Annotated in this window: 18 protein-coding genes; 9 read left to right on the top strand and 9 right to left on the bottom strand. The window is 66.6% G+C overall.

Annotated elements, in window-relative coordinates; translation table 11 throughout:
• Positions 1–43: 43 nt before the first annotated feature.
• Genes ABW16_RS18305 through ABW16_RS18290 form a run of 4 tightly spaced genes read right to left on the bottom strand, consistent with a single transcriptional unit; the run spans position 44 to position 3,050 of the window.
• Entirely contained in the window at positions 44–955 is a 912-nt protein-coding gene (locus ABW16_RS18305; RefSeq protein ID WP_157864258.1) for a histidine phosphatase family protein, read from the bottom strand.
• Positions 956–1,000: 45 nt separating this feature from the next.
• A complete protein-coding gene (locus ABW16_RS18300; protein WP_047320604.1) occupies positions 1,001–1,489 on the bottom strand; it encodes a nitroreductase family deazaflavin-dependent oxidoreductase in 489 nt (162 codons plus the stop codon).
• Positions 1,490–1,498: 9 nt separating this feature from the next.
• Complete coding sequence (locus tag ABW16_RS18295; protein ID WP_047320603.1) at positions 1,499–1,888, bottom strand: hypothetical protein; 390 nt, start codon at positions 1,886–1,888, stop codon at positions 1,499–1,501.
• A gap of 10 nt (positions 1,889–1,898) precedes the next feature.
• A complete protein-coding gene (locus ABW16_RS18290) occupies positions 1,899–3,050 on the bottom strand; it encodes a steroid 3-ketoacyl-CoA thiolase (RefSeq protein ID WP_047320602.1) in 1,152 nt (383 codons plus the stop codon).
• 172 nt (positions 3,051–3,222) lie between these two features.
• Here ABW16_RS18290 and ABW16_RS18285 point away from each other — a divergent pair, with 172 nt between their 5' ends.
• The 6 genes from ABW16_RS18285 to ABW16_RS18260 are packed head-to-tail and all read left to right on the top strand — an operon-like array spanning position 3,223 to position 9,230.
• A complete protein-coding gene (locus ABW16_RS18285) occupies positions 3,223–4,470 on the top strand; it encodes a cytochrome P450 (RefSeq protein ID WP_047320601.1) in 1,248 nt (415 codons plus the stop codon).
• Between the two features lie 37 nt (positions 4,471–4,507).
• The gene (locus ABW16_RS18280) at positions 4,508–5,512 is read left to right on the top strand and encodes an acyl-CoA dehydrogenase family protein (RefSeq protein ID WP_047320600.1); all 1,005 of its coding nucleotides are present in this window, start codon (positions 4,508–4,510) and stop codon (positions 5,510–5,512) included.
• Entirely contained in the window at positions 5,512–6,675 is a 1,164-nt protein-coding gene (gene fadE29, locus ABW16_RS18275) for an acyl-CoA dehydrogenase FadE29 (protein ID WP_047320599.1), read from the top strand. The genes ABW16_RS18280 and fadE29 overlap by 1 nt, the downstream gene beginning before the upstream one ends.
• A gap of 13 nt (positions 6,676–6,688) precedes the next feature.
• Complete coding sequence (locus ABW16_RS18270; RefSeq protein WP_047320598.1) at positions 6,689–7,666, top strand: bifunctional MaoC family dehydratase N-terminal/OB-fold nucleic acid binding domain-containing protein; 978 nt, start codon at positions 6,689–6,691, stop codon at positions 7,664–7,666.
• On the top strand, positions 7,663–8,064 hold the full coding sequence (locus tag ABW16_RS18265) for a MaoC family dehydratase (RefSeq protein ID WP_047320597.1): 402 nt from the start codon (positions 7,663–7,665) through the stop codon (positions 8,062–8,064). Before ABW16_RS18270 ends, ABW16_RS18265 begins: the two co-directional genes overlap by 4 nt.
• Before the next feature lie 8 nt (positions 8,065–8,072).
• Positions 8,073–9,230 (top strand): lipid-transfer protein, encoded by a 1,158-nt coding sequence (locus ABW16_RS18260; protein ID WP_047320628.1) that lies wholly within the window; start codon positions 8,073–8,075, stop codon positions 9,228–9,230.
• Here ABW16_RS18260 and ABW16_RS18255 read toward each other — a convergent pair.
• A complete protein-coding gene (locus ABW16_RS18255) occupies positions 9,205–9,864 on the bottom strand; it encodes a TetR/AcrR family transcriptional regulator (RefSeq protein ID WP_047320596.1) in 660 nt (219 codons plus the stop codon). The two genes, ABW16_RS18260 and ABW16_RS18255, sit on opposite strands and share 26 nt — an antisense overlap.
• A 108-nt stretch (positions 9,865–9,972) precedes the next feature.
• On the opposite strand from ABW16_RS18255, the gene ABW16_RS18250 reads away from it, so the two are divergent.
• The gene (locus ABW16_RS18250) at positions 9,973–11,592 is read left to right on the top strand and encodes a PE-PPE domain-containing protein (protein ID WP_047320595.1); all 1,620 of its coding nucleotides are present in this window, start codon (positions 9,973–9,975) and stop codon (positions 11,590–11,592) included.
• Between the two features lie 10 nt (positions 11,593–11,602).
• Here the strand turns inward: ABW16_RS18250 and ABW16_RS18245 are convergent, their stop codons facing one another.
• From ABW16_RS18245 to kstD, 3 genes are all read right to left on the bottom strand, one after another.
• Positions 11,603–13,102: a PPE family protein gene (locus ABW16_RS18245; protein ID WP_047320627.1), complete on the bottom strand. Its 1,500-nt coding sequence runs from the start codon at positions 13,100–13,102 to the stop codon at positions 11,603–11,605.
• Positions 13,103–13,183: 81 nt separating this feature from the next.
• Positions 13,184–14,044, bottom strand: a complete 861-nt coding sequence (locus ABW16_RS18240) for a MaoC/PaaZ C-terminal domain-containing protein (protein ID WP_047320594.1) — start codon at positions 14,042–14,044, stop codon at positions 13,184–13,186.
• Between the two features lie 3 nt (positions 14,045–14,047).
• On the bottom strand, positions 14,048–15,751 hold the full coding sequence (kstD, locus tag ABW16_RS18235; protein ID WP_200900682.1) for a 3-oxosteroid 1-dehydrogenase: 1,704 nt from the start codon (positions 15,749–15,751) through the stop codon (positions 14,048–14,050).
• A gap of 255 nt (positions 15,752–16,006) precedes the next feature.
• On the opposite strand from kstD, the gene ABW16_RS18230 reads away from it, so the two are divergent.
• Positions 16,007–17,266: a cytochrome P450 gene (locus ABW16_RS18230; RefSeq protein WP_047320593.1), complete on the top strand. Its 1,260-nt coding sequence runs from the start codon at positions 16,007–16,009 to the stop codon at positions 17,264–17,266.
• On the opposite strand, the gene ABW16_RS18225 is transcribed toward ABW16_RS18230, so the two are convergent.
• Positions 17,267–19,480 carry a TIM-barrel domain-containing protein gene (locus tag ABW16_RS18225; protein WP_157864257.1) on the bottom strand — a complete coding sequence of 738 codons (2,214 nt, stop codon included), beginning with the start codon at positions 19,478–19,480 and terminating at the stop codon, positions 17,267–17,269.
• 217 nt (positions 19,481–19,697) lie between these two features.
• On the opposite strand from ABW16_RS18225, the gene ABW16_RS18220 reads away from it, so the two are divergent.
• Entirely contained in the window at positions 19,698–20,483 is a 786-nt protein-coding gene (locus tag ABW16_RS18220; RefSeq protein ID WP_047320591.1) for a 2-keto-4-pentenoate hydratase, read from the top strand.
• Position 20,484 lies beyond the last annotated feature (1 nt).

Below are 20,484 nucleotides of genomic sequence, written 5' to 3'. Positions count from 1 at the left end.
CCCACCTGGTGTGTGCGGGGCTCTCTCCCGTTGGCTGGTCAGATCAGAACGCGCCGAGCAGGTCGTTCCACACCTCGACCGGGAATTGCAGAGCCGCCGTGCCGACGTCGTCGGCACCGGCCTGGATCGCATCGAAAAATACCGTCGGGTCCCCGCTGAGCAGAGCCTCCCAGATGTGGAAGAGCGCCATCTGCGGCGCGGTGATCACGTCGCGCACATCGACGAAGAGCTCGGTGAGCAGTCCCGGATCTTCGGCCACCGGCTGCCCGTCCCAGCTGACCAGTGTCCAGCCGTCCTCCGGGTTGCCCCGGACTTCGATGACACCGGTGAAGGGCAGCAGCTCACCCGTGGTCAGCGCTTCGTTGAGGATGATGCCGAAATCGGGGTTGTCGACGTTCATCAACGTCCAGAACACGATCGACCCCTCGTGGGCGAACACCGCATCGGTATCGCCGCCTTCGCTGCCGGCATAGATTGCGGCCACCGCGTCGGAGAAACGATCCTGGAACACCATCCCGTTGAAATCCGAGGAACCCAGCTGCGGAACGAAATACAGACCGAACGCCCACAGCATCGGTGCCGCGGCGTACAGCACCGCCCCGAACGGCAGGCCGCCGACGTTCACCGGCAGATCCGCGAGTAAACCGGCGTCGATCTCGTTGAGTCCAGCCAGCTCATGCACGGGCAGGCCCAGTAGCTCCGCCAAGGGATCCGCCGTCTCGTGCGCGCGGGTCATGATCGAGGAGTAGATGCCAGTGATGCCGTCATCGGCCAGAAGATCGGCGACGGTCTGCGCCTGCTGTTGACCGAGTTCGGTGAGCGGGGGACCGGGCACCTCGTTGTTGATCACCAGGTTGTCGCCGGCTTGTCCGTGCCGCACGAACTCCAGCGTGATCGATTCGGCAGCCCACGCCGCCGGCGCTGCGAAGAACACGACGACCGCAGGAAGAGCCACTGCCCCGTACCGCAGGCGCCGCAAATCGCGGATCACCGGAGGGCCCTAGGGCTCGCAGATGACGATCGGGATCTCCCGATCGGTCCAAGCTCGGTAATTGGCGAAGTCGGGGTACATCGCGTCGAGCTTGGGCCAGTAGGCGGCCCGCTCCGCCTCACTGGCGTCCCGGGCACGCAGCGTCAGCACCTCGTTGCGGATCCGGAATGACACCTGCGGGTTGGCTTTCAAGTTCAGATACCACATCGGGTTGGTGGCGCGCCCGCCCTGGGAAGCCACCAGGATCACCCGGTCACCTTCGCGCAGGAACAACAGCGGGGACTCACGCGGCTGCCCGGTCTTGCGGCCGGTGGTGGTGAGGATGCCCACCTCGGGAAGGTCGCCGAAATGCTTGGTGCCCATCCGCCACTTACTGCCGACCCGGCCGCCGGTCGCCTTGTAGGCCCAGGTGTTGGCCCGCGACATCCACTTGATCACCGTCCCGGTGACGGGCGAATCCAGTGCCTTCGGCTTTTCTGGTGTGTCTGGGTTGCTCACGGGCTCACTCTAACGGTGGATGAACGGACGAATCCCCGCGCGGATGTGGTGGATCACCGCACTACCGTCCGGGCTGTCAGCGGGGATCCGGAAGACCTCGTCGACATGCGAGCAGACCCGGATGCCGAACAGGGACGGCTTGGTGATGATGTCGTAGACCGCCCGCACGTCGTCGCCGTCGATGCTGTATTTCGGCAGCGTGGCCGCCGAGATCAACCGGAACTGCGGCCCGCGGTTGAGGCTGCGGCGCAGATGATTTCCCGAGAAACCGGTCTTGAGCCCGACCTCGATGCGGACGCAGCCGGGTGCGAACCGGACCGCCGAGGCGTCATGACTGACCAGCGCGTCGATGTAGGCCTGCGCCGCCGCGATGCGGTCGGTCTCCGGAACTGGAGTCATTTGCGGGCCACTAGATGCGCTCGATGATGGTGCCGGTGGACAGCGCCCCGCCGGCACACATGGTGATCAGTGCGGTCGACTTGTCGGTGCGCTCCAGCTCGTGCAGCGCGGTGGTGATCAGCCGGCTGCCGGTGGACCCCACCGGGTGCCCCAGCGCGATCGCCCCGCCGTTGACGTTGACTCGGTCCATGTCCGGCTTGTGCACCGCGGCCCACGACAGCACCACCGAGGCGAACGCCTCGTTGATCTCGACCAGGTCGATGTCACCGATCTTCATCCCGGCCTTCTCCAGCACCCGGGCGGTGGACTGCACCGGGCCGTCCAGGTGGTAGTAGGTCTCGGCGCCGACGTTGGCCTGGCTGATGATCCGGGCCCGCGGCTTCAGACCCAGCGCCTTGGCCTTCTCCTCGTCCATCCACAGCACCGCGGCCGCGCCGTCGGAGATCTGCGACGAGGTACCGGCGGTGTGGATGCCGCCCTCCATCACCGGGTTCAGCGCCGCAAGGCCCTCGGCCGTGGTGTCACGAAGGCCCTGGTCGCGGCTGACGATGTTCAGCTCAGCGGTGGGCTGCTTGTTCTCGTCGATCACCGGGGCCTCGATCGGGGAGATCTCCCGGTCGAACCGGCCCTGCGCCCAGGCCTGCTTGGCCAGCTGCTGCGACCGCAGCCCGAGCGCGTCGACGTCGGCGCGGGTGATGCCCCGGCGCTTGGCGATCCGCTCGGCCGCCTCGAACTGGTTGGGCAGGTCGATGTCCCAGGATGCTGCGCGGGCACCGCCGCCGTTCGCGCCGAGGGGAACGCGGCTCATCGCCTCGATGCCGCAGGCGATGCCGACGTCGATGGCACCGACCGAGATGAGGCCGGCGATCAGGTGGTTGGCCTGCTGCGCACTGCCGCACTGGCAGTCGACGCTGGTGGCGCCGACGTGCTCGGGCAGCCCGGCCACCAGCCAGGACTGCCGGGTGACGTTGTTGCCCTGCTCGCCGAACTGGGTGACGCAGCCGCCGATGACCTGCTCGACGTCGCCCGCGTCGATGCCGGCCTTGGTGATCAGTGCCTTCTGCACCGCCCCGAGCAGTTCGGTGGCGTGCAGGCCGGACAACCAGCCGTTACGTTTACCAATGGGGCTGCGTGTGGCCTCGACGATGACAGGATTACCCATGCGGCCAGGCTAGAACACGTTTCATTAGTCTGACAAGCGACGATGCGGCACTGCCTTTGATCTGCGGTCGGGCCGTGTTTCAATGGTGGCAATCCGGCACTAGACGGCGTTGTTCAGGCTCTGTCGTTCAAACGTCGTCGAACCCACTAACAGACACCCTAGGAGTAGACACATGGGCTGCCCCGTCCCCAACGACTTAGACCTCCTCGACTCCGAGCTGAACCTTCGAGGCCTACCGGTCAAGGAGCTCGCCGAGCTGCGCAAGGCGGAGCCGGTGCACTGGGTCGACGTTCCCGGCGGTACCGGAGGCTTCGGCGACAAGGGCTACTGGCTGGTGACCAAGCACAAAGACGTCAAGGACGTCTCGCTGCGCAGCGAGGTCTTCTCCAGTGCGATGAACGGCGCGATCCCGGTCTGGCCGCAGTCCATGACCCGCGAGCAAGTCGACCTGCAGCGCGCCGTCCTGCTCAACATGGATGCGCCGCACCACACCCGGCTGCGCAAGATCATCTCCCGCGGCTTCACCCCGCGCGCCCTCTCACGGCTCGAGGACGAACTGAGGGCGCGGGCGCAGAACATTGCCGAGACCGCTGCGGCGGCCAACACCGGCGACTTCGTCGAGCAGGTGTCCTGTGAGCTGCCCCTGCAGGCCATCGCCGAACTGCTCGGTGTGCCCCAGGACGATCGGGGCAAGTTGTTTCGCTGGTCCAACGAGATGACCGCCGGTGAAGACCCCGAGTACGCCGACGTCGACCCGGCGATGTCGTCGTTCGAGGTCATCAGCTACGCCATGAAGATGGCCGAGGAGCGGGGCGTGAACCCCACCGACGACATCGTCACCAAGCTGATTCAGGCCGACGTCGACGGTGAGAAGCTCAGCGACGACGAGTTCGGTTTCTTCGTGGTCATGCTGGCTGTGGCCGGCAATGAGACCAGCCGCAACTCGATCACGCACGGCATGGTCGCGTTCTCGCAGAACCCCGACCAGTGGGAGCTGTTCAAGCGGGAGCGTCCGCAGACCGCCGTGGACGAGATCATCCGTTGGGCCACACCGGTTTCGGCATTCCAGCGGACCGCCAACCAAGACACCGAGATCTCCGGCGTCAAGATCAAGGCCGGCGACCGGGTGGTGATGTCCTACCGTTCGGCCAACTTCGACGAGGAGGTGTTCGATGACCCGTTCACCTTCAACATCCTTCGTGACCCGAACCCGCACGTCGGCTTCGGCGGCACCGGGGCGCACTACTGCATCGGCGCCAACCTGGCCCGCCTGACCATCAACCTGATCTTCAACGCGGTTGCCGACCACATGCCCGACCTGAAGCCGATGGGCGAGCCGGAGCGGTTGAAGTCCGGCTGGCTCAACGGCATCAAGCACTGGCCGGTCGATTACTCGGGCGCGTGCCCGGTCGCGCACTGAGCTCACTGACGGCGTAGACGAATCAAGGAGGATTCGGGTGGATTTCACACCGAACCCGGAGCAACAGGCTGTCGCTGATGTGGTGACTTCTGTCCTGGACCGCGAAAACAGTTGGGATGCACTCGTTTCCGGGGGTGTTGCGGCGTTGGGGGTGCCTGAGCGGCTCGGTGGTGACGGCCTGGGTCTGAGCGAGCTGGCGACCGCACTCACCGAGATCGGGCGTCACGGCGCTGTCGGGCCGGCGCTGGCCACCTTGGGTCTTGGTCTGATACCGCTGCTGGAGCTGGCGTCGGATGCTCAGCAGGACCGGTACCTGTCGGGTGTGCCCGCCGGTGCGCTGCTGTCGGCTGCACTCAACGAGCCGGGGCGCCAGCTGCCCGAACACCCCAACACCACGTACGCGGACGGAAAGCTCAACGGCACCAAGACCGGTGTGCCTTACGCCGAGACGGCGGCCTGGTTGATCGTCACCGCTGACCAGGCCGTGGTGGTCGTTTCTCCCACCGCCGACGGCGTGACGGTCACCAAGACCCCCACCTCGAATGGGTCCGACGAGTATGTGGTGACGTTCGCCGACGTCGCGATCGAGGCCGCCGATGTGCTCGACGGGGCCACCGCGCGGCGGGTCAACCAGTTGGCGCTGGCGGCCACCGGGGCCTTCGCGGCCGGGCTGGTAGCCGGCGCGCTGCGTCTGACGGCGGACTACGTGGCGGCCCGTGAACAATTCGGCCGCCCGCTGTCGACATTCCAGACCGTGGCCGCACAGCTTTCCGAGGTCTACATCGCCTCGCGGACAATCTCTTTGCTGTCGACCTCGGCACTGTGGCGGCTGGCGCAAGGGCTTGACGCCGACGAGGATCTGAACATTCTGGGATATTGGCTCACCGCGCAGGCCGCGCCGGCCATGCGGCTCTGCCATCACCTGCACGGCGGCATGGGTATGGACATCACCTATCCGATGGACCGCTACTACTCCTCGATCAAGGATCTGACTCGGCTGTTGGGCGGTCCGTCGCATCGCCTCGATTTGGTGGGAGCGTAATGTTCATCGACCTGACGCCCGAGCAGCGCGCGCTGCAAGCCGAACTCCGAGAGTACTTCTCGACCCTCATCACGCCCGAAGAGGCCGCGGCGATGGAGTCCGATCGGCACAACGAGGCCTACCGTGCGGTGATCAAGCGGATGGGCAGCGACGGCAAGCTCGGTGTCGGTTGGCCCAAGGAGTACGGCGGCCTGGGATTCGGCCCGGTCGAGCAGCAGATCTTCATCAACGAGGCCAATCGGGCGGACATCCCGTTGCCGATGGTCACGTTGCAGACCGTGGGCCCGACGCTGCAGGCGCTGGGCACCGAGGAACAGAAGAAGAAGTTCCTGCCCGGAATTCTGTCCGGCGACGTGCATTTCGCAATCGGCTACTCCGAGCCCGACGCCGGCACCGACCTCGCCTCGCTGCGCACCACGGCGGTCAGGCACGGTGACGAATACATCGTCAACGGCCAGAAGATGTGGACCACCGGCGCACATGACGCCGACTACATCTGGCTGGCCTGCCGGACCGACCCGACCGCTGCCAAGCACAAGGGCATCTCGATCCTGATCGTCGACACCAAAGATCCCGGCTACTCCTGGACTCCGATCATCTTGTCCGACGGGGCGCATCACACGAACGCGACGTACTACAACGACGTGCACGTGCCCGCGGACATGCTGGTGGGTGAGGAGAATGGCGGCTGGAAGCTGATCACCACCCAGCTCAACCACGAACGGGTCGGCCTGGGCCCGGCGGGGCGTGTCGCCGGCATCTATGACCAGGTGCGCACCTGGGCTTCGAAGCCCGGTTCGGACGGCGTCACGCCGATCGAGCACCACGACGTCCAACGGCTGTTGGGACAGATCAAGTCGATCTGGCGGATCAACGAGTTGCTGAACTGGCAGGTGGCTTCCTCCGGCGAGACCATCGCCGTCGCCGATGCTGCGGCCACCAAGGTGTTCTCCACCGAGCGCATCCAGGAAGTCAGCCGCCTCGCTGAGGAGATCGTCGGCAAGTACGGCAACCCGGCCGATCCGGAGACCGCAGAACTTCTGATCTGGCTGGACAAGATGGCCAAGCGCAACCTCGTCATCACATTCGGCGGGGGAGTCAACGAGGTGATGCGCGAGATGATCGCCGCCTCCGGCCTCAAGGTTCCGCGGGTGCCACGATGAGTCGAGGAGACAGATGAGCGACCTTTCCTCCGGGATCGAGCAGATACTGGCGTCCGGCCGCAGCAAGCCGCGGACCAGTCGGGATCCGGTGAACCAGCCGATGATTCGGCACTGGGTCGATGCGATCGGCGACGCCAACCCGATCTACACCGACGAGGCGGCGGCGCGGGCGGCCGGGCACCCCGGAATTGTCGCTCCGCCGGCCATGATCCAGGTGTGGACGATGATGGGCCTGGGTGCGGAGCGCCCCGCCGACGACCCGCTCGGCAAGGTCATGGAACTGTTCGACGGCGCAGGCTACGTCGGAGTGGTGGCCACCAACTGCGAGCAGACCTACCACCGCTACCTGCGCCTCGGCGAAGAGGTCAGTGTCACCGCCGAGGTGACCGACATCGTGGGTCCCAAGCAGACCGGTTTGGGTGAGGGGTACTTCGTCACCCAGAAGATCCGCTGGTGGGTCGGTGAAGAAAACGTCGCCGACATGGTCTGGCGCATCCTGAAGTTCCTGCCCGCGGAAAAGGGGGGTCAAGGCTCCGCGCCGGCTGCGGCTGTGCCCGAGGATCTCGACCCCGACAAGATGATGCGCCCGTCATGGTCGAGGGACTCCAAGTACTTCTGGGACGGGGTGGCCGCACACGAGCTGCGCATCCAGCTCCGCCCGGACGGCAGTCTGCAGCATCCGCCGGTGCCGGCGGTCTGGAAGGACAAGACCGAGACCACCGACTATGTCGTTTCCAGCGGCAGGGGAACGGTGTTCAGCTACGTGGTGCACCACGCGCCCAAGGTCCCCGGCCGCAGCCTGCCATTCGTGATCGCGCTGGTCGAGCTCGAAGAGGGCGTGCGGATGCTCGGTGAACTCCGCGGCGCCGACGCGGCCGCGGTAAAGATCGGAATGCCGGTTCGCGCAACCTACCTCGATTTTCCGGCCAGCGATGCCGGTCCGGCCTGGACCTTGTACGCCTGGGAGCCTGTGGAAGGAGACGGGGCATGAGCGCTCCGACTGTCGACGTGGGCACCAAGCTGCCCGAGCTGAAGATCTACGGTGACCCGACGTTCGTCGTCTCCACGGCGATCGCCACCCGCGACTACCAGGACGTGCACCACGACCGGGACAAGGCGCAGGCCAAGGGCTCCAAGGACATCTTCGTCAACATCCTCACCGACACCGGCCTGGTGCAGCGCTACCTCACCGACTGGGCCGGATCCAACGCGGTGATCCGCTCGATCGCGCTGCGGCTGGGCGTGCCGTGGTACGCCTACGACACCGTCACCTTCGCCGGTGAAGTGACCGCGGTCGAAGAAGGCCTGGTCACGGTGAAAGTTGTGGGCAACAACAGTCTGGGCGACCACGTCATCGCCACCGCCACTCTCACCCTCGGGGAGCGTTAATGCCCGGCATGCTTTCAGCACAGGCGGCTATCGCCGGAATCGGTGCGACCGACTTCTCCAAGGAATCCGGGCGCAGCGAACTGCGTCTGGCCGCCGAGGCGGTGCTCGATGCCCTCGACGATGCGGGTCTGAAGCCCTCCGACGTCGACGGCCTGGTCACCTTCACCATGGACTCCAACCTGGAGACCGCCGTCGCGCGCGCCACCGGGATCGGCGACCTGACGTTCTTCTCCCAGATCGGTTACGGCGGCGGTGCGGCCGCGGCGACCGTGCAGCAGGCCGCCTTGGCGGTTGCGACCGGAGTCGCTGAAGTCGTTGTGGCGTACCGGGCTTTTAATGAGCGCTCGGAGTTCCGGTTCGGCCAGGTGATGACCGGCTTGACGATCAACGCCGACTCCCGCGGTGTGGAGTACAGCTGGTCCTATCCGCACGGTTTGAGCACTCCGGCGGCATCGGTGGCGATGATCGCCCAGCGTTACATGCACGAATACGGCGCCACCAGTGCGGATTTCGGTGTGGTGTCGGTGGCCGACCGCAAGCACGCGGCGACCAACCCCAAGGCGCACTTCTACGGCAAGCCGATCACCATTGAGGATCACCAGAATTCGCGGTGGATCGCCGAGCCGTTGCGGTTGCTGGACTGCTGCCAGGAGACCGACGGCGGGGTGGCGATCGTTGTCACCACACCGGAGCGGGCCCGCGACCTCAAGCATCGCCCCGCGATCATCGAGGCGGCAGCGCAGGGCGCCGGGGCCGACCAGTTCACCATGTACTCCTACTACCGGGAGGAGCTCGGGCTGCCCGAGATGGGCCTGGTGGGCAAGCAGCTGTGGGCGCAGTCGGGCCTGACACCTGCCGACATCCAGACCGCGGTGCTCTACGACCACTTCACCCCCTACACGCTGATCCAGTTGGAGGAGTTGGGATTCTGCGGCAAGGGGGAGGCCAAGGACTTCATCGCCGGCGGCGCCATCGAGCTGGGCGGCCGGCTGCCGATCAACACCCACGGCGGCCAGCTCGGCGAGGCGTATGTGCACGGCATGAACGGCATCGCCGAGGGCGTTCGCCAGCTGCGCGGCACCTCGGTCAACCAGGTCGATGGCGTCGAGCACGTGCTGGTGACCGCCGGCACCGGGGTGCCTACGTCGGGTCTGATCCTGGGTTAGCCGGTCCCGTATCGTCGGCCACCATCGACAGCATGGCGGTGACGAAGCCTTCGAGGCGCTCGCGCGGGTAGGTCTGCGGGTCGCGTGCGGCGAGCCGCCCCAGCATCTCGGCGAAGGACAACATGGTGTGGCCCAGCAGGACCGGATCCAGGCGGGCCAACTGCGGCATGAAGGCGGCCCCGGCGCGGGCGAGTTCCTCGGACTGGCCCAGGACCGCAGACCGGGCGCTGCGCAGTGAGTCGCGGTAGTCGCGGGGCGCGCTGTCCGGAATGGTGAGGATCAGCCGCCACCCGGTCGGGTTGTTCAGCACGGCCTGCAGGAACGCCCCGATGGTCGCGGTGTAGGCGCCGGTCGGCCCCAGCGTGCTGAGGTCATCGGGCATGGCCGCACGAACCTCGGCAATGCCGCGATCGCGTTCTCGTTCCAACAACGCGTCGACCAGCTCTGCTCGGGTACTAAATGCCGTGTACAGCACCGGCTTTGCGACACCGGCGGCGGCCGCGACCGCCGCCATGCTCAACTCGTGCAAGTCGCACCCGCCGAGGACCTCTAATGCCGCGTCCAACGCCTGCGCACGGCGCTCGTCCCGTGTCAGGCGTGGCGAGTACTTGCGCCGCGGCCGAGTCGAGTCCATAACGATCCAAAGTTTACGCCACCGTTGCATTCGCCTCGTCAGCAATGCTACGGTGCCGTTCTATTCGTCGGTGAACGGTAGGCGAAGTGCTCCGGCAAGGAGGTCGCGATGATCCGGTCGTTGGGCAGCTGCCTCGCCACCGGCGTGGTGATCGTGGGCGGCGGCCTGATCGGGGCTCCGCCGGCGGGTTCGTCGGCACCCGACCTGCAGGCGCGTGCGGTCCGGCTGGCCAGCGGTAATACCGCGGACTCTCCGCTCGGCAACGGCACCGCGCTGATCGTGGGCGCCAGCGGCCTGCCCATTCCCCCCGCCGGTTACGTGGACGCCGCCGAAACGTACTACCTGGCACCACGCGGTTTCGGCGGCACCACCCAAGCTGTCGTCACCCCCGAGTCGTTGTGGCCGCTGACCGGCGTGAAGAACCTGACCACCGACGAGTCATTCGCCCAGGGCGGGCAAGTCCTGGCGACCGCGATCGCGCAGCAGATCGCCGGCGGCCACGTCGACGCCGCAAACCCCGTCGTGGTGTTCGGCTACTCCCAGGGCGCTGTCGTCGAGACAGAAGCGATGAAACTGCTTGCCGCGCAAGGCGTGCCCAGTGACTACGTGCACTTCGTCATGCTCGGTAACCCTGCCAATCCAGACGGGGGCATCCTGGAGCGCTTCAACGTCCCGATCGACGGCGCCAGCCCCACCATCCCCAGCTTCGGCCTCACGTTCAGCGGCGCGACACCGGCCGACCTCTACCCGACGAACATCTACACGATCGAATACGACGGCTTCGCCGACTTTCCGCGCTACCCGATCAACTTCCTCGCCGACCTCAACGCCTTTCTCGGCATGGGCTTCTCGCACGGCGCATATCTGGGCCTGGAGGCCGAGCAGATCCAGGATGCGATCCAACTGCCCACGGCGGCCGACAGCTTGACCAACTACTACATGATTCCCGCGGAGACCCTACCGCTACTGGCCCCGCTGCAGTTTCTGCCGGTCCTGGGAAAGCCCCTCTACGACCTCCTGGAACCCGCCACCTCGATACTGGTGAACCTGGGCTACGGCTGCATCACCGAAGCCTGGTGCGAGGTCACCGATGCCAGTGCGCCAACCACTTTCGGCCTGTTCCCGACCAATCTCGACTGGGCCGAGGTCGCCACCGCGCTGGGCAACGGCGTGCAACAGGGAATCAACGATGCCATCCGGGATCTGCAAGACCCGGCGACCTACCAGCCCACGTCGGTCCTCGACACGCCGGCGCTGCAGGGGCTGCTGGAGACGGCGTACCGGGTGGTCGGCGGCACCGTCGGCAACCCGACCCCGACGTGGGGTGAGATGGTGCAGGTGGGTCTGAACCTGCTCAACAACGCTGTCCCGGGCTCGATTTCGGGCGTGACGATTGACTCGCCGCCCATGGAGATCTTCAACGCCCTCATCGCCAACGTGTCGAACGACTACGCGGCCCTGCTCCCGATCGCCGACACGTTCAACGCGCTGCTCACCACCTTGCCGTCGGTCGCCATCAGCTACCTCGCGCAAGAGGCCGCGGACGGCAATCTCCTGGGCGGAATCGGAGAGGCGCTGGCGGCTGCCACCGCACTGCTGCCGCTCGGAATCGGCTTCGGCATCGTCGCGCCCGTCGTGGAGGCGGTGGGGCTCAACCTGATCAATCTGGTGAACCTGTTCCCGGGCGCGCTGGAAGACCTGGCCAACCTGCTGCCCGATATCCCCTGACCGGCTTCGTTCAGCCGTCGGTGTGCTCGCTCCAGCTCTCGGGCAACAGCGGAAGGGTTGGCCCATCGCTCAAACCGCTGCCGGCCAACGTGGCCAAACCCGCCGCGGGCCGATCCGGCTGGGCTTGCGCCCCGGCGAAACCCAGAGCGCCGGCGCTCCTGTCGGAAGCCCGGGTCGAGGTATCGGGTCCCAGGTGCGGGTCGTCGTCGGCGTACACATAGATGAACTCGTCCGCGTGCCCGCGCGCAGCTCGGCGTCGGCGAGCGCGAGACCGATCCCGTGCGGCCGCAGCCGCAGCCTCCGATTCGGCGGCCACATCCGGGGCCGCCGCCTTCTTCACGGCGTAGCGGCGGGCCACCGCGCTGATCTGGCCGGTGGCGCCGGGAGGCCCGATCACGTACGGGGGGAAGAACGCTGGGCTGCCGCTGGCTGGGGGAGCCGCAGGCGGCGCGGAAGCCGGTGCCGCGCTGGTCGCCGGCGCCGACACCGAGCCCGCGGTCGCCGGTGCCGCAGCCGTATTGGCCACGGTGGTGGACGTGTTCGCGGAGCCCACCGAGGGCATGGGCCCTTCGGCGGGCGGGGCCTCGGCGGCCAGAACGGATGGGGCAGGCTGAATTCCGGCCAGGCCGGCCAGGCCGGCTGCCCACCCCAGGTTGCCGATCGCCAGGGCCAGTGCGGGCTGGAGCAGAGCGGGCGCGAATTGGCTCAGCGTGGCGGCAAGCTGGCTGGCGTGGAAGGTCAGATCGGCCATGATGACTGGGAGATCGGTCAGGAGCGCGGCCGGATTGGTCAGCAAGTCGTTGATGATGAGCTCGGTCCACTCGCCCATTTCGCCGAAGACGTCCTTCCACCACTCCGGGTCGGTCGGGTCCAGGTCGCCGTCGTGGATGCCGTCGTCGTGGTCGTGGTCGTGGTCGTGGTCGTGGTCGTGGTCGTCATCGTCGTGGTCATGATCATGGCCGGCCTCGTCATGGTTGACGATCGGCGGTGCCGCGGCGAGCTGCGGGGCCGACGCCACCGCTGCGCCGGAGACGGCTTCGTAGGTCGCCATCGTGGTGGCGGCCTGGATCCACATCCGGACATAGTCGGCTTCGTTGAGCGCGATCGGGATGGTGTTGATACCAAAGAAGTTGGTAGCGACCAAGACTCCGTGGATGGCGTGGTTGGCTGCCAGCTCGGGCATGGTCGGCATGGCTGCCAACGCACTGACGTAGGCGGCGGCCGCCGTTTCGTGCCGGGATGCCCGCGCGGCGCTGTCGGCGCTGGCCGTCGCCAACCAGGCCAGGTACGGCAGATGTGCGGCGAGATAACGCTCGGCGCTGGGCCCCTGCCACGACGCTGCCTGGGTGGCTCCCAGCACGTCCCGCAGCGCCTCTGCGATCGCGGTGTATTCAAGGCTCAGTGATGACCACGCGCCGGCGGCAGACAACAGTGGACCCGGTCCCGGGCCGCTGCTCAGCGCCGCCGAATGCACCTCTGGGGGAGAGGCCATCCATACCGGCGCTGTCATGGCGCCCACCATATCGAAGATGAAAGTCATTTTCAATTAGGTGCCACGCGCGGGTGGCCGGCTGGGGAGCCGGGGGTCTAACTAGGCCGAAACAAGCTCCACATCGTTGAGGATGGCGGCGTCCTCACGCGAGGGTGCCACCACATTGCCCACCAGTCGGTCGCCGTCTTTCCACAGCCGGGCCCGCAGGGTCTCGCCCGGGAAGACCACGCCGGCGAACCGGGCGCCGAAGGAGCGAACCGCGCCGGCGTCACCGTCCAGCGCGGTGTCCACCGCTGCCTTGCAGGTCATACCGTAGGTGCACAGCCCGTGCAGGATCGGCCGGTCGAAGCCCGCCGCCGCCGCAAAGGCCGGGTCCGAATGCAACGGGTTGCGGTCGCCGCAGAGCCGGTACAGCAGTGCCTGCTGCGGGGACACCGGGATGTCGATCTCGAAATCCGGTGCCCGGTCCGGTAGTTCGCTCGAGGTGGACGGACCGCGCTCACCGCCGAAGCCACCCTCGCCGCGGGCGAAGATGGACCGGTGCTGCGTCCACAGCGGCGTGCCGTCGGTGCTGGTCACCGAGGTCTCCAGCACCACCACCGCGGCTTTGCCCTTGTCCCACACCTCGACGATGCGGCTGATCGCGCGGGCGCTGCCGGACGGCGGCAGCGGCGCGGGCACGGTCACCTTCTCCGAGGCGTGCAGGATCTTGGCCAGGTCGATCTCGACACCGGGCCAGCTCACCTTCGGCGGGTCCACCTCGTTGAACGACGCTGCGACGCAGCCGAAGGTCGGCAGCACCTGCGGCTTGCCGTCCACCACATAGCTCAGCTCACGCGGGTCCATCGGGTCCGACCCGGCGCCCAGCGCCAGGTTATAGAGCTGCACATTTGTTGCGGTCCAGGAGAATTCAGTAGCGCCGAACTCGGCGCCGAGTGCCGCTTTCAGATCGATCGGCATGTCTTAGGCCCTCCCGGACTGTGAGCCGGCGATGTCGAGGGCGGCCAGGTAGCCGAACGTCATGGCGGGTCCGATGGTGCCGCCCGGACCCGGATAGGTGTGGCCCATCACGGGGGCACTCACGTTTCCTGCCGCGTACAGCCCCGCGATCACGCTGCCGTCGTCACGCAGCGCCCGGCCGTTCACGTCGGTGCGGATGCCGCCCTTGGTGCCCAGGTCGCCCGGCACCATCTTGGCCGCGTAGAACGGGCCCTGTGCGATCTGGCCCAGGTTGGGGTTCGGCTTGTTGGTCGGGTCGCCGTAGTAGCGGTCGTAGGCGCTCTCGCCGCGGTGGAAGTCCTCGTCCACGCCGGTGCGGGCGAACTCGTTGAACCGCTCGACGGTGGCGGCCAGTGCGGCGGCCGGCACGCCGGTCTTGGCCGCCAGCTCGTCCAGGGTGTCGGCGGACACGATCACCCCGGACTCCAGCCACTTCTTCGGGATCTTTTGGCCCGGCTGCAATCCCGCGAAGATGTAGTTGTTGCGGTAGCGCTGGTCGAAGATCAGCCAGGCCGGGATGTTCTCACCGGGGCCGGGGCCCTGGCCGTATTGGCCGCCATACATGTGGTGGCAGGCCTCGACGTAGGGCATCGACTCGTTCATGAACCGCTTGCCGGCCATGTTCACGATGATCGACCCGGGCGAGTTGCGCTCCGAGAGCGCGAACCACGGCGATCCCGGCAGCGGCACCGTCGGGCCCCACCAGGAGTCCTCCATGATGTCGAGTGCGGCACCGAGCTTCTCGCCGGCCAGGATGCCCTCGCCGGTGTTGGCCTTCGCGCCCACCGTCCACTCGGTGGTGATCGGGGCGCGCTGGTACTTCACCCGCATCTGCTCGTTGTGCTCGAATCCGCCGCTGGCCAGGATGACCCCGCGCCGCGCGCGGATCAGCCGCGGCTCACTCGATTCGGACTCGCCCGCTTCACGGACGTAGACACCGCGGACCACGCCGTCTTCCACATAGAGGTCGGTCAACGCGGTGTTGAGCTGCACCGGAACCCCGGCCCTTTGCAGGCCGATGCGCAGCGGCGCGATCAGTGCGCGGCCCATGCCGACCAAGTTCTTGCCGGTGGCCTGGGCCCACATGGTGCGGGCGCCCACCTTCAGGCTGCGCAGCACGCCGCGCGGGTGGCGCTTGAGCTGGTTGAGCCGGACGTAGTCCTGCTGCATGACAACGACGTTCAGCGGCACCTTGCCGTAGGCCGGCTCCAGGCCGTTCATGTCGGCGCCCAGCTTCTTGGCGTTGAACGGCTTGGGCTCGATCGAGCGGCCGGTGGGCTTGCCGCCCGGCTGCTCGGGGTAGTAGTCGGCGTAACCGGGAACCCAGCACATCTTCAGTGGCGAGTTCTTCAGCACGAACGACAACATCTCCGGCCCGCGCTGCAGGTAGGTGTCGATCTTCTCGGCCGGAACCACGTCCCCGATAATGGTGTGCAGATAGGTGCGAGCGGCTTGGGCGTCATCCTTGACGCCCGCGCGCCGCAGCACCTCGTTGTTGGGGATCCACACGCCGCCACCGGAGCGAGCGGTCGAACCGCCGTAGTGGGCGGCTTTCTCGATGACGATGGTGGACAGTCCCTGGTGGGCGGCAGTGAGGGCGGCGACCATCCCGGCGCCGCCGCTTCCGACCACGACGACGTCGTACTCCTGTTCGGCCATGTAGAACACGTTATAGAATTGCCCCGCCCGGGCGCCAGTTGGCCGGGTGTTTTGCTCGGGCGCGTCCCGGATAACCGTTCTCTACCCTGCTGATAACCGATCGGTTCCGGCCAGGTCAGACCGGCATCATGACACGGTAGAACGTGTTTCAGTTTTGCCTTCGACGGAGGGCCTTTCTGCCCTTTCGTCTCAGGTGAGGGCATGCTTTACTGACACGAGAACGTATCGTGTTTGCCAACGGTTCAGTAGTGAGGAGTCCTCATCGTGGCCAGCCCTACTCTCTCGTCAACCACTAGCCTTCCGGCCGGTTTCGACCTCACCGACCCGGATATCTATGCCGAGCGACTGCCCGACGCGGAATTCGCCGAACTGCGGCGCAGCGAGCCGATCAAGTGGATCGAGCAACCCGACGACAAGAGCGGCGGATTCAAGGACGGCGGCTACTGGGCGATCACCCGGCATGAGGACGTCAAAGAGATCTCGCGCCTCGACGACGTGTTCTCCAGCGAGATGAACGGTGCCATCCCCAGGTTCCACGACGAAACAACCCGTGAACAGCTCGACGCGCAGCGGATCCTGATGCTGAATCAGGACGCCCCGAAGCACACCCGGCAGCGCCGGATCATTTCGCGGGGCTTCACCCCGCGGCACATCCTGCCGCTGCACGATGACTTGCAGGCCAGGGCGCAGGCGATCACCAAGGAGGCACTGGCTCGGGGTACCGGGGACTTCGTGGTGGAGGTGGCCGCCGAGCTGCCGCTGCAGGCGATCGCGGGGCTGATGGGAGTGCCGCAGGAGGATCGCGGCAAGCTGTTCGACTGGACCAACCAGATGACCTCGTATGACGACCCCGAGTTCGCGCACTACGACCCCGCCAATTCCGCGATCGAGATCATCACCTACGGGCTCAAGCTGGCCGAGATGAAGCGGCAGAACCCCGGCCATGACATCGTGACGACGCTGGTCGAGGCGGATCTCGACGGCGAGAAGCTCAACGACGACGAGTTGGGCTACTTCATCATCCTGCTGGCGGTGGCCGGCAGTGAGACCACCCGCAACTCGATCACCCAGGGAATGATGGCGTTCACCGAACATCCCGACCAATGGGAGCTGTTCAAGAAGGAGCGCCCGGAGACCACCGCTGACGAGGTGGTGCGCTGGGCCACTCCGGTGACGTCGTTCCAGCGCACCGCGACCCGCGATCACAACCTGAACGGCACGTTAATCAAGAAAGGTCAGCGGGTGGTGATGTTCTACCGGGCGGCCAACTTCGACGAGGCGGTGTTCGACAAGCCGCAGGAGTTCAACATCCTGCGTGACCCCAACCCGCATGTCGGATTCGGCGGCACCGGTGCGCACTACTGCATCGGCACACATCTGGCGCGGATGACCATCGGTTGCATCTTCAACGCGATCGCCGACAACATCCCCGACCTCAAGCCCCTGGACCGCCCGCAGCGACTGCGTTCGGGCTGGCTCAACGCCGTCAAGCACTGGAACGTCGACTACACCGGCGGTCGGTGATCAGAAGCCGCCGGTGTTGCAGCGGGCGAAGTAGGGCAGGTCTGTGAGCGGCGCTGCCACGGTGGCCTCGGAGGGGCCGGTGTAGCTTCCATCGCTGTCTTTCCGTGTCCAGCAACCGGGCGGGAAATAGACCTTCCGCGAGGTGGCGCCCTGGGTGACGACCGGGGCGACCAGGACGTCGGACCCGATCATCCATTCCTGGTCGGCCGCCCATGCCCGGGGGTCGTCGGGTGCGGCCAGCCATACCGGCCGGGACAGCGGCACGCCCGTGCTGGCCGCGGTGGCCCAGGTGGCGGAGATCAACGGGATGGCCCGCTGGCGCAGCTCGGCGAGCTGCCGGAAGGTGTCCAACGTCTCCTGGTCGTAGTCCCACGGCATGTGGGTGCCCGAGTGCGCCCCGTGTACCCGCATGATCGGTGACAGGGCAGCCATCTGAGACCACCGCACGAACAGCTCCTTGGGAGTGGGGCCGGCCAGCAGGTCCTGGTAACCGCCGATGTCGGTGCCATAGCCATAGGCGCCGGCCAGGCCCCGGTTGAGCATGTCCGGGATGAGTGCGGCCAGGCCAGAGGCCACCGAGAAGTCGGTGCTCTCGTCGCCCGGGAAGTTGCCACCTTCGAAGCCGGTCGACCCGGTATAGCCCGCGCGGTTGTAGAACCAGATGTGGCGGCCCGGATGTGACTGCTCGAAGGACTCCACCGCTTCGCGGACGGCCTGCTGGTACAGCGCGGGGTAGGCGTTGTGCATGGTGGCCCCGGTCTGCCCGTTGGCGAAATGCATGTCGGGCAGGGTCTGTTCGCCGAAATCGCTCATGAAACCGTCCGCCCCGGTCTCCAACTCCTCGATCACGGTGCGTTGAAACCAGGCTTTGGCGGCCGGGTTGGTGAAGTCGATGACGGCGGCCTGTCCGCCGAGCGCTTGGTTGGGGGAGCCGACGATGTAGGGCTTGCCATTGGCGTGGGTCGCCACGTAGTTGTTGGCCACCGCGTACCGGTAGTCCGCCGGGGAGGTGTTGCGCAGCGGATCCATGCTGACGAAGCTGCGGGTGTAGAGCAGCACGTGAATACCGTGCGAACCGAATTCGCTGATCAGTTGGCGTAGGACCGCCGGGTCCAGGGTCATCCAGGCCTCGGGGCGGTAGGCGGTGATCGGCAGGTTGTAGGCCACGATGTTGGCCAGGTCGCTGCGGACGACCGCCGCGTAGTCGTCCCCGGTCTGCCCGGTCACGATGCGGCGGTCCAACTGGGTGCCCAGCGCCCATGCCGGCGGGACGCGATGGCGGCCGTTGGCCGCGCTGAGTGCACTGATCACCTGTCCCGGGTCGCCGACGGCGACCTCATAGTCCAGGTGCGCGGCGGCGACGTTGACGTGCCAGGCGTCGGGGCGATCGGAGTCCAGATGCCAGTCGGCCAGCTCGGTCTGGGCCAGTAGGAAGCCGTAGCCCGCGGTGGAGGTGAACTGTGGTTGCACGTAGTAGGCGGCCCTCGGACCGCCGGGGAACAGATAGTGCGGGCCGCCGGAGCTGGCCATCAGGACATTGAACACCGGTGCCAATGGCCCGGCGCCGACGTTGGCCTCCTGCACCCAGTTGGTGAATCGGCCCCCATGCTGATCCAGTCCGTTGTGCAGGCCGCCGAAGCCGGCGAACCGCTCACCGGTCGGCGACGCGAAACTGTCTCCCATCGCGACGATGCCCTGGGTGCTGCTGGGGATGACCGACACCCGCAGCCGGCCGGAGTCCTCGCTGAGCGTCACCCCCAGGGTCCGACCCGACGGGTCGTCGGTACTGAGCGTCAGCTCCAGGCCCTGCGGCAAGGGGCGAGTGGAAAGCACTCCGGTGGCCGCGTACTGCATCCCGCAGCTGGAGGCCTCCCATAGGTCACCCACCCACAACGGGCTGATGAGAAACGGGGTCGCCGAGGACGTACCCACGGTGAAGGTGAATGGCGTGTACCGGGTGGGAAACAGCCACTCGGAAGGGGTCACACCCAGCGGCTTCTGGGCTTCGTTCTTGACCAGTCGCGGCCCACCGTTGCTGGGCACCTGCGTCAAAACCGGTTGACCAGAGGAGTTGAGCACCTGCATGGCAAATGGTGTCTGATTGACGCGCACGGTGAATCCGGGGCCGGCAAAGCTCAGCTCGCCGGCGTCCGGCAGCGCTGCCGGGGGTGGGACGGTCGCGATCGCTACGGCGGCCAGGGCGATACTGGTCATGATGGCCATCGACCGCACGCCGCCTCCGAGGGTTTCACAAAGTGGACTGTTGTCCTGACAGTTGTTCCATCGGCAGATCCTGACGGGTACAGATCACGTCCGGGTCGCTACGGGGCTACGGCCTCGTCTCAGTGTTGGCGTTTTAGAACACGTTATAGAATTGCCGCTGAACGGCACGTTTTCACCCGCTCAACACCACCCGAGGGGACCATCGAAGATGCTCAGCGCCCAGATCCGTGAGGAACTCGCTGCCGAGTTGGCGCAAGCGGAGCGGAGTCGGGTTCCGATCTCTCCGTTGACGGCGGCTCAGCCCGGCATTGACGTCGTCGACGCCTATGAGATCCAGCTGATCAACATTCGCCAGCGGATCGCCGAGGGAGCCCGCGTCGTGGGACACAAGGTCGGCCTGTCCAGCGAGGCGATGCAGCAGATGATGGGCGTCGACGAACCGGACTACGGCCACCTGCTCAACGAGATGCAGGTGTTCGAGGACAAGCCGGTCAAGGCGTCGAACTACCTCTACCCGCGGGTCGAGGTGGAAGTGGCGTTCATTCTGGCCGAGGATCTGCCGGGCGCGGACTGCACCGAGGAGGACGTGCTGGCCGCCACCGAGGCCTTCGCCCCGGCGATCGAATTGATCGACAGCCGGATCAGCGACTGGAAGATCAAACTCTGCGACACCATCGCCGACAACGCCTCGTCGGCGGGATTCGTGCTGGGCAAGCAGCGGGTCAAGCCGGGTGACATCGATATCAAGAACATCGATGCGGCGCTGACCAAGAACGGCGAGGTGGTCGCCCAAGGCCGCAGTGACGCGGTGCTGGGCAACCCGGTCACCGCGGTGGCCTGGCTGGCTCGCAAGGTGGAAAGCTTTGGGGTGCGGTTGAAGGCAGGCGACATTGTCTTGCCGGGCACCGCGACCCGGGCCATCGACGTACACGCCGGGGACGACTGTGTCGCCGAGTTTTCCGGGCTGGGTTCAGTCCGGCTGGTTTTCGAATAGA

The sequence above is a fragment of the Mycolicibacter heraklionensis genome, assembly GCF_001021505.1.
Classification (GTDB): Bacteria; Actinomycetota; Actinomycetes; order Mycobacteriales; family Mycobacteriaceae; genus Mycobacterium; species Mycobacterium heraklionense.
The sequence above is the reverse complement of the archived record's forward strand: the minus strand, read 5'-3'. Positions and strand labels throughout refer to the sequence as shown.

Bases quoted from the DNA above. Each gene is read 5' to 3' on its own strand.
- ABW16_RS18295 (WP_047320603.1), bottom strand. From the start codon at position 1,888: ATGACTCCAGTTCCGGAGACCGACCGCATCGCGGCGGCGCAGGCCTAC.
- ABW16_RS18290 (WP_047320602.1), bottom strand. From the start codon at position 3,050: ATGGGTAATCCTGTCATCGTCGAGGCCACACGCAGCCCCATTGGTAAA.
- ABW16_RS18285 (WP_047320601.1), top strand. From the start codon at position 3,223: ATGGGCTGCCCCGTCCCCAACGACTTAGACCTCCTCGACTCCGAGCTG.
- fadE29 (WP_047320599.1), top strand. From the start codon at position 5,512: ATGTTCATCGACCTGACGCCCGAGCAGCGCGCGCTGCAAGCCGAACTC.
- ABW16_RS18270 (WP_047320598.1), top strand. From the start codon at position 6,689: ATGAGCGACCTTTCCTCCGGGATCGAGCAGATACTGGCGTCCGGCCGC.
- ABW16_RS18265 (WP_047320597.1), top strand. From the start codon at position 7,663: ATGAGCGCTCCGACTGTCGACGTGGGCACCAAGCTGCCCGAGCTGAAG.
- ABW16_RS18260 (WP_047320628.1), top strand. From the start codon at position 8,073: ATGCTTTCAGCACAGGCGGCTATCGCCGGAATCGGTGCGACCGACTTC.
- ABW16_RS18255 (WP_047320596.1), bottom strand. From the start codon at position 9,864: ATGGACTCGACTCGGCCGCGGCGCAAGTACTCGCCACGCCTGACACGG.
- ABW16_RS18250 (WP_047320595.1), top strand. From the start codon at position 9,973: ATGATCCGGTCGTTGGGCAGCTGCCTCGCCACCGGCGTGGTGATCGTG.
- ABW16_RS18245 (WP_047320627.1), bottom strand. From the start codon at position 13,102: ATGACAGCGCCGGTATGGATGGCCTCTCCCCCAGAGGTGCATTCGGCG.
- ABW16_RS18240 (WP_047320594.1), bottom strand. From the start codon at position 14,044: ATGCCGATCGATCTGAAAGCGGCACTCGGCGCCGAGTTCGGCGCTACT.
- ABW16_RS18225 (WP_157864257.1), bottom strand. From the start codon at position 19,480: ATGACCAGTATCGCCCTGGCCGCCGTAGCGATCGCGACCGTCCCACCC.
- ABW16_RS18220 (WP_047320591.1), top strand. From the start codon at position 19,698: ATGCTCAGCGCCCAGATCCGTGAGGAACTCGCTGCCGAGTTGGCGCAA.